The sequence below is a fragment of the Mycobacterium sp. genome, assembly GCF_051006775.1.
Taxonomy (GTDB): domain Bacteria; phylum Actinomycetota; class Actinomycetes; order Mycobacteriales; family Mycobacteriaceae; genus Mycobacterium.
Genome location: NZ_JBPCSX010000020.1, coordinates 1 through 5,609, shown reverse-complemented (window position 1 = coordinate 5,609; position 5,609 = coordinate 1). Strand labels below are relative to the sequence as shown.

The 5,609-nt window shown below is 68.8% G+C and carries 3 protein-coding genes and 2 pseudogenes; 3 read left to right on the top strand and 2 right to left on the bottom strand.

Going from position 1 to position 5,609, the window contains the following annotated elements; genetic code table 11:
- Positions 1–1,090: pseudogene (locus ACR2JI_RS01280) on the bottom strand (hypothetical protein); the annotation flags it as partial.
- A 398-nt stretch (positions 1,091–1,488) separates the two neighbouring features.
- Here ACR2JI_RS01280 and ACR2JI_RS01275 point away from each other — a divergent pair.
- Positions 1,489–4,188, top strand: coding sequence for an AAA family ATPase (locus ACR2JI_RS01275; protein ID WP_526387193.1), 2,700 nt, complete (start codon positions 1,489–1,491; stop codon positions 4,186–4,188).
- Positions 4,189–4,205: 17 nt separating this feature from the next.
- On the opposite strand, the gene ACR2JI_RS01270 is transcribed toward ACR2JI_RS01275, so the two are convergent.
- Entirely contained in the window at positions 4,206–4,733 is a 528-nt protein-coding gene (locus ACR2JI_RS01270; RefSeq protein WP_526387191.1) for an HAD family hydrolase, read from the bottom strand.
- 95 nt (positions 4,734–4,828) lie between these two features.
- Here ACR2JI_RS01270 and ACR2JI_RS01265 point away from each other — a divergent pair, with 95 nt between their 5' ends.
- Together ACR2JI_RS01265 and ACR2JI_RS01260 are read left to right on the top strand one after the other, a co-directional pair.
- A complete protein-coding gene (locus tag ACR2JI_RS01265; RefSeq protein ID WP_526387189.1) occupies positions 4,829–5,485 on the top strand; it encodes a response regulator transcription factor in 657 nt (218 codons plus the stop codon).
- Positions 5,482–5,609 (top strand): annotated as a pseudogene (locus ACR2JI_RS01260) (ATPase); the annotation flags it as partial. The gene ACR2JI_RS01265 and the pseudogene ACR2JI_RS01260, both read left to right, overlap by 4 nt.

Genomic DNA, 5,609 nt, shown 5'->3' with positions numbered 1-5,609 from the left:
GGCCAAAACCCGCGATGCCGGCCTTACCGCCAACCCCGCCGGCGCCACCGGTTCCGCCGGCCCCGCCATCGGTGCCGTCAGGGCTGTCCAGGGTGCCGGCCACACCATCGACGCCGGAACCACCGGCTCCGCCGACACCACCGGCGCCACCGCTGCCCGCGTTACCGCCGACACCCAGGATGCGGCTGCCGGCGCCGCCGTTGCCGCCATCGCCGCCGCTACCGCCCGCTCCGCCGGCTTCGCCGTCACCTCCGGGGTTGACTCCGTTTGTACCGGCGTTCCCGTTCACACCCCGGCCGCCGGCGCCGCCATGACCGCCACTGCCGGAGACCGACAACCGGCCCGCGCTGCCCCCATCACCACCGCGGCCGCCGACATCGCTCGCACTGGCCGCAACACCGCCGGCCCCTCCATTGCCGCCGCTACCGGTGAACAAGCCCCCGGATCCGCCATCGCCGCCGGCGCCGCCGGTAACCGTGGCATCCCCACCGTTGCCGCCGTTGCCGTACCAGCCGGCTGAGCCACCGTTACCGCCGGCGAAACCGTTGCCGCCGTTGCCGATCAGACCGCTGTTGCCACCATTGCAGGCACCGCTGAGGCAGGCGCCCTCATAGGCGGTGTAGCTGTAACCATTGCCCGCAAGCAAGCCTGCGTTCGGGTTCTCCGCGGTGCCATCACCGACGAGGCCGCGCATGAAGTCGGCGAACGGGTTGGCCGCCACTGCCGCGCTCGGATGGCCACTGCCACTCGCCGCGGCAGCAGGTGCCGCACCGCCCAACTCGCGGCGCCCGACCGCAACAGCAGTCCACACCAAGGGTGTCGCCGCCGGAACCTCACCGCCTCCTGAACCCAGCCACGCCGATAATTCGGCGCCTTCGGCGCTGATCGTCCCGGCTGCCGCTGCCGACGCGGCGACGACACCGGTGCTCGACGGGGCCTTGTCAGTGGCGGCATGGCGATGGGGACGCGCCGCGGCGGGGGTGGCTGTGGCCGCAGCCGGGGCACTGGAAAAAACGCGGGTGCTCGAACGTTTGGCAGATCCGCGCCCGGGTGCCTTGACCGCCACCCTCGCGGTACTTGCATCTCCCATGCGTGAACCTGATGACCCCGCTGAACCCGTCGTATCCGCAAACGCCATCGGGATCGCCGCAACCGCGGAACCCACACCGAGAGCAACGGCGAGAGCTCCCACCCGTCCCACGTACCGGGCATGGCCGCCGGTCACGGCTTCCGTCGCAGTTACCGCACGACGGCCATACTCCGCCGCGGCAACCCGGCCCCGTGCCAAGCGACGGTGCCGGCTCGGCACTCGAGCCCGTTCGTCGCTGACATTCGCAGAACCGGTGCTCGCTAGCGACATTCAGGACCCCTCGCAATTCAGTGTGTCGCGGGATGCAGAGTCACCGCGTCGGCACCGTACCCAGCGGGGACCACCTCGCGAATCCGCAAAATTACTTAATTACGTGCATGTCGCCGCATAATCACGCCATGGCCGCAGGGATGGATCTGGTGGGTCGGCAGGCCGAGTTGTCCCAGCTGAATCGGGTCCTGACCGCCGAGGGCCCGCGTGCTGCGGTGGTGTCCGGGGAGCCCGGGGTGGGCAAGACGGCGTTGGTAGAGCAGGTGTGCGCGGTCGCCGCGGCCGAGGGCTGGCGAGTGGTGCGGGTGCTGGGGGTGCAGGCCGAGGAGTCCTACTCGCTGGGCGGGCTCAATCAGGTGGTATTCGGACTCCACGAGTTTCAGGCCGGGTTGTCCGAACAGGACCGGGCGGTGCTGGCCCCGGTGTTCGGCGGCGATCCAGGCTCGGCGGTAGTGGTCTTGCCCTTGGTGTCCGCGGTACTGAACCTGTTGGCAGTCGCTGCACAGGAGCGGCCGTTGCTGTTGGTGGTTGACGACGTGCACTGGGTGGACAGCGTCAGCGCTGAGGTCCTGAGTGCGGTGGGTCGACGGCTGGCTGATCCGCGGGTGCGGATCCTGGCCGGGTGGCGGACCATGCATGAATCGGCGTTCTCCACTGCGGGGTGGACCGACGTGCGGCTGGACCCGCTCGACCCGGCGGATTCGGCGCGGGTGCTGGAGCAGGCCGGGGTGTCGCTGTCGCCGGCGAGGAGGACGGCGATCCTGTCGGCGGCGGCCGGAAATCCGCTGGCATTGATCGAACTGCCCGGGGCAGCCGATCTGATCGATGACTCGGCCGCGGCGATGCCGCTGACCGAGCGTCTGGTGGCTGTGTTCGGCGGACAGTTGGAGCAGCTCGACGCCGGTGTCCGCGCCGACCTGTTGCGGGCCGCGCTGGACGGCACCACCGGCGACGCGACGGCGGCGAACCGGTCCCGGTATGTGATTCGGCATCCTATGAGTGCTGTCGCTGCCGGTCTACTGGTGGTAAACCCGCTGGGGCAGTTCGGTTTTCGGCATCCACTCGTGCGCGCCGCGGTCATTCATCAGGCCAGCGGGCAGGAACGCCGTGACGCCCATCGCGATCTGGCTGGGCTGTACGACGATGTTCTGGTGCGCCGGGCATCTCACCTGGCGGAGGCGGCCACCGGGCCGGATCAGGAGGTGGCCGACCTGCTGGCCGAGGCCGCCCGGCTCACGGGGCGCCGGGGCGGGCTGAGCGTGGCCGCCGAGTGGCTGCGCAGGGCTGCTGACCTTTGCACCGATCCCGGCCGAAAGGCCGAATTGCTGGCCGACACGGTCTTCATCGCCGCCCGGGCCGGTCGACATGGCGAGGCACAAGATGTCGTCGAAAGTATGGGTGCCGGCGGCGGAGACTGGGCGTTGAGGGCTTTGGCGGATTGCTACCGGGCGTTCCACGCCGACGGTGACGTGATTTCCACCCACCGGCGGTTGGTCGATGCCCTGGCACAGGCAGAAGGCCTTGACGATCGGATCGTCAACCGGCTGGCCAACCTGCTGCTGTCGATCACGAATTTCGCCGGAGACGATCAGCGCCGGGAGCGGACCAACACGGCCCTGCTGCGCTTGGAGTCGCGGTTGAATCAGGTGGTCCTGATGTACCGGCTCGGCCTCGTTGATATCGCCCACGCCGCCGGCAGCGTCCGGGCGATGCTGGGTCAGTATGCGGAATGGCTTCCGCGCATGACCGCACCGCAGGTGATCCTGCTGTCGTTCCCGGCTTATTGCGTTGACGCGATGACCGATTTTCGCGCCCCGCTTCAGCAGGCCGTCGCCAAGCTCAGCGAGCACGGCGCGTCAATCGACGCCATTGAGGGCGGGCGCGTGGTGATGCTGGATCTGATCGCCGCCGGGCACTGGGAGCAGGCCCAAGAGTGCGGGTTGCGTTGCCTGGGGATGGCGGAGCAGCCCGGGGGCAGCGCGCTGGTTCGTCACGAGCTGCTCGCCGACCTGGGTCTGCTGGCAGCGTCTCGCGGTGATCTCGAGACCGCACGCCGGTATGCCGCCGAGGTGCAAGCCTGGTGCGAGCCACGGGGCCTGAACCTACTGCTCGACATCACCCGGCGTATCGCGGTGCGCGTCGCACTCGCCGAAGCCGACTATGAGGCGGCATACCGGGCTGCAGTCGGGATCGCCGCCCCCGGGCAATTCCCGGCACATAACGTCGAGGTGGGTGAGGACATGCTTGACCTCGTCACCGCAGCCCTGCTTGCCGGACACGCACCGGAGGCGTCCAGCCATGCCGCTGCGGCAGAACGTCTGGGCATCGGTGAATTCTCCCCGCGGGTGGCGGCCCTGACCGTCGCGGTCTCAGCGATGACAGCATCCGACTACGTGGCCGGCGAACTCTACGAATCTGCACTCGGTGATCCCGGCCTCGCCGAGTTCCCGTTCGAACACGCCAGAATCGCTCTGGCGCACGGCATGTGGCTGCGCCGCAGACTTCGCCATACCGAAGCGCAGGCCGCGCTGGGCTCAGCAGCCGCGGGCTTTGAGCGTCTCGGTGCCCGCCCCTGGGCCGATCGGGCGGCGGCGGAGTTGCGTGCCGCAGGAACCTCGCTCAACCAACCCGCGGACGAATCGGCCGCGCTGACAGCCCAGGAACGGCGTATCGCTGAACTTGCGGCGGCTGGGTCGACCTCCAAAGAGATCGCCGCCAAATTGACCTTGTCGTCGCGCACCGTCGACGTTCACCTGCAGCGCGTGTTCCGCAAGCTGGGGATCAACAGACGTTCCGCGCTCAGTAATGCTCTGCGACAGCCTGGCTGACACAAGTGAGGCGAAAGTCAGGCACTGAGGCGCTGCGAACCGAGCAGCAAGCGCCGGCACCCGTGCACCGACAGCTGCTCTGAGGCCTCATGCCCCGACAGCACGGCAGCCGCTCCGGCGAAGTCGTCAGCGGCCGACCGCTCAGCGGTGACCACCACGGTGGTCAGCCCCGCGCCAAGCGCGGCGCGCAGACCCGGTGCGGAGTCCTCGACGGCCATCGCATCAGCGGCCCGCACACCGAGTTGCCACAGCGCATGCAGGTACGCCTCGGCGTCTGGCTTGGGCCGGTTCACCTCGTCACCGGTGACAAGAACTTCCACCGCACCGTCTCCGAACAACTCGCGGACCTTACGGTGCACGGCCGGCCAGTGCCCGGCGGTGACGACGGCGACCCGGATCCCGGCGCAGTGCAGGTCCCAGACGGCTTCGGCGAGCAGACGCTCATCGGCGCGCGGATCGGCGAGCAGTCCGTCGATCGAGACGATCACCGCCTCCAGGTCCGCAGGCCGTTCCGTGTGGTTCCACCAGTGCGAAGTCTGATTCATGGCGAAAGTATCCGGCTGTCAGGAACCGTCAACATCCCCCGTTAAGGGGATGACGCAGGGGGAGGGAACCCCAGGCCGCCATCTACGGTTGAGGCATGTCCGCACCGGTGCGCGTCGTGCTCATCGATGACCATCAGATGGTCATCGAAGGCCTCAAGGCGATGCTGGCGCCGTTCGCCGACCGGGTCGAGGTGGTCGGAGAGGCGACCGGCGCAGACCGAGCGCTGTCGGTGATCAGCGAGTTGGATCCCGACATCGTGCTGTGCGATGTGCGGATGGCCGGGGTCAGCGGGTTGGACCTGTGCCGGGATATCCGGGACCGCGACCCGGCCCGCAAGGTGATTCTGCTGTCGGTCTACGACGACGAGCAGTACCTGTTCCAGGCCATGCGGGTGGGCGCCTCCGGGTATCTCCTCAAAGGCATCAGCAGCGACGAACTGGTCCGCCAACTCGAGGGCGTGCACGCCGGCGGAACCGCGATCGACGCCGGTCTGGCCGCACGCGCGACCGAGACCGCCGCGCGGCTGCAGAGCAACCAGTTCTGGCCCGGCGCCCGCCATGGCCTGACCCAGCGCGAGAGCGAGATCCTGTCGCTGGTGGTCACCGGTCTGTCGAATCGCGGCATCGCCGCGAAACTCGTGATCGGGGAGGAAACAGTGAAGACGCATCTGAGTTCGGTCTACCGCAAGCTCGGTGTGGGTGATCGCACCAGCGCGGCGGCAATGGCGTTGCGGGAAGGCATCTTTCGGTGAACGGCTCCGGTGACATCAGCCCGGACGCGGTTCACGGTCTGGTCGGCGCCGACCGCGAGGTGGCGCTGCTGCTCGACATCATCGCCGCTACTTCCCGCGGTCCCGGCGTCGAGCCGATGGCCGC